Source organism: Candidatus Symbiopectobacterium sp. NZEC135 (genome assembly GCF_025962695.1).
Genome location: NZ_JAGFPF010000191.1, coordinates 1 through 2,626, shown reverse-complemented (window position 1 = coordinate 2,626; position 2,626 = coordinate 1). Strand labels below are relative to the sequence as shown.

Sequence of the window (2,626 nt, the reverse complement as noted above, 5' to 3'; positions counted from 1 at the left end):
GCGTTGCAAGCCAGGTACAGCCCGGTTATTGGCTAGGTTCTATTTATTTTTCCTTGAGTTGGTCTATTTTATAATTTCCTACAAACCATAAGGGAATGCCATGAAGCTTACAAATTCAGAAAAATTAATTCTTACTATGCTCAGCGAAATCTATGAAAAGTTGGGTATGAATGACGGTCATAATGAAATCGATGGTAATTTTGTCAAATCTGCCATCCAAAAAAATCATACATGGGCCTTATCATGGAAGTATCAAGGTATCGCGTTTGATGAAGAAGACCAGCCTCATGAAGTTGATGAAGTCGTTAACTATCTAGATATGTGGGATTTTTTGGAAGAGTCAGCGGGTAGCCTTTCTGCTGCAGATCAAGCAGAGCTAGTTGAAAGAATGCTGGATTTGCAGGGTTACCTGTTTTTAAAGGTTTTGATGGAAACAACGAGTCCCGTTATTGGAGTACGGCTCTTTTCATGGTCAATCACCTAGACAGTTTCACCAGATTCCAGGGCAGGGATCTAAACTCCCACTGCCCATTGGTACAGCGCTATAGTCGAATGTATGCAGTGTTCGAACCTATAAGAAATAGGCTGTTTGGGAGATGTTTAACCATTGACGAAATGGTATCAATACTCAACGCTTGATTATGTATAACCCGCCCGCCGAGAGCGGGTTTTTTGTACCCGCAATACAGCGCCACCAAACCGGCCACAATCTGTTATCTCCATCAATCACCTAATGCCATGTCCATCATTCGGATCGCCTCACCACGTCCCGCAGGCGCAGCCAGCGCATACACAAAATAAACGCTCACATGACAAAATCCGCGCTACACCGCACCCGCCTGCGGTTTTCTGATCAGGAAAATTTTTCAGTTTTTTTTTTCTACAAACCGATACGCCAGCCCACGCCGCCGCAGGGGTTTTGGTGAAGGTCTCAAACTGAAAAGATTGAAAGGAATTTCATTTATTTTCAGTTTTAAACATCTATCAATGAGTTGGTCTTTTCTTTAAAGTATTGATAAATAATAATAAAATGTGTTTTCTGTGAGTGCGTTATTATCGTGGAAGGTGATAGGTTCACTACTAACACTGGATGATGATTGTAAGTGTGCTAGATTAGTTGCTGATTTATAATGTATTTTTATTTTTCTCTCTATTAAAGGAGAAGGGCGATGGCTGAAAAGTATACCGCGATTCTTATAGATACTTCAGTTTATGAGCAGTATGGGCTGCGCATGGAGAAAGGGTTACTTGGCAAGTTAACGCAGTTCAGTCGTGTAGAAACCAAATTATTATTGCCTGATGTTATTTACAGCGAAGTAAGGAAGCATCTTGATGTCAAAATTAAGGCTTCAAAAGTTTCATTAGAAAAGGCTCTTGATGAAGCTAGTGACCATTTATTCTTCGAAGGTAGTGAACTTAATTGCGCAAGGAAGAGTTTAATAGAAGGTAAGGAGATCGAAGGATTAGGTAAAAGTAGGATAGATAAGTTTGCGAAAGCAACCGCAGCACTGATGTTGGAGACCGGTGAGTATGTATCTGTTCCTGAGTTACTGCGAAGCTACTTCACATCTAAACCTCCTTTTGCTGAAACGGGAAAGAAAAAAAGTGAATTTCCAGACGCCATTATACTGATGGCGGTTCAGTCGTGGGCTGAGCAAAATCAAGAAAATGTTCTTGCAGTTGCGAGGGATGAGGATTGGGCACGTTTTTGTGAACATTCTAAATTTATTCATTACGAAACCGATTTGGCTAAAGCGTTAGCGTATTTTAATGAGGAAACCGCTCCTTATGCACTGACTGATAATTTGGAAAGGGCATTAAATGAAGGTGTTGCTCAAAAATTTATCGATGATATTGCCGAGGAGTTAAATTCAGCATTATCAAACTTTGCACCCTACCAAGAGGCTAATTCTTATTTGTATTGGGAACCTGGTGGAAGTTCTGGTGGCTTTAAACATTTTGAGTTCTCAGACAATCGTTTTAGTGTGATCGATAAGGACGAAAACAGGGTGGTTCTCGAAGCATTATAACTGTATATATAGATGGTGATTTCTCTCTATCAGTTTATGATTCTATCGATAAAGACCATGTTTTCATGGGATCAGTTACTAAAAGGGTTGTGGAAACTTTTACCTCTGCAATATTGATTACTATCTCAGGGGAGTTAACAGGTCCGATTGAGAATTTGATTGTGGAAGAAGTGGAGGTAATAGAAAAACCGGACTTGATCGATTTTGGTGAGTTAGAAATGGAATATCAACCAGATTACGATTGAAGTCTGTCATGGCCGTTTTTTAGCTCATATTTATATAGGATTTACTACATGACTAATAATTTCAGCAATAAAATTAATAGATTAACACGAAACCTTGAAGGGATTGGAAGTACAACGCAGCTAACTTTTCCTGAGTTATTCAACCCGACGTTCCTGAAAGAATGTTCCTCGTTTACTTCAATTGAAGATTTGTTTGAAAAATCTGGTTTCAAAGTAGAGTCTATGGAGGATTTCAAAGCGATACCGGATGAGGAGTGGGAACGCTTCATCGTAAAAAACACAAAGTATGAAAGTTGGTTAGACATGCAAAAGGATGCAACGACCAAACTGCTAAGTCAGCGACTTATGGAC

The 2,626-nt window shown here is 39.7% G+C and carries 5 protein-coding genes; all 5 read left to right on the top strand.

The features are described from left to right. The first annotated feature begins 100 nt into the window (after positions 1-100). A complete protein-coding gene (locus J5224_RS24760; protein WP_264627871.1) occupies positions 101-484 on the top strand; it encodes a YfbU family protein in 384 nt (127 codons plus the stop codon). Next, on the top strand, positions 469-639 hold the full coding sequence (locus J5224_RS35855; RefSeq protein WP_413544720.1) for a YfbU family protein: 171 nt from the start codon (positions 469-471) through the stop codon (positions 637-639). The genes J5224_RS24760 and J5224_RS35855 overlap by 16 nt, the downstream gene beginning before the upstream one ends. Positions 640-1,169: 530 nt before the next feature. Further along, positions 1,170-2,030: a PIN domain-containing protein gene (locus tag J5224_RS24755; protein ID WP_264627870.1), complete on the top strand. Its 861-nt coding sequence runs from the start codon at positions 1,170-1,172 to the stop codon at positions 2,028-2,030. A 65-nt stretch (positions 2,031-2,095) separates the two neighbouring features. Continuing rightward, positions 2,096-2,275 (top strand): hypothetical protein, encoded by a 180-nt coding sequence (locus J5224_RS24750; RefSeq protein WP_264627869.1) that lies wholly within the window; start codon positions 2,096-2,098, stop codon positions 2,273-2,275. A 48-nt stretch (positions 2,276-2,323) separates the two neighbouring features. Then, positions 2,324-2,626: hypothetical protein (locus tag J5224_RS24745; protein ID WP_264627868.1), on the top strand; the 303-nt coding region annotated here is incomplete at its 3' end.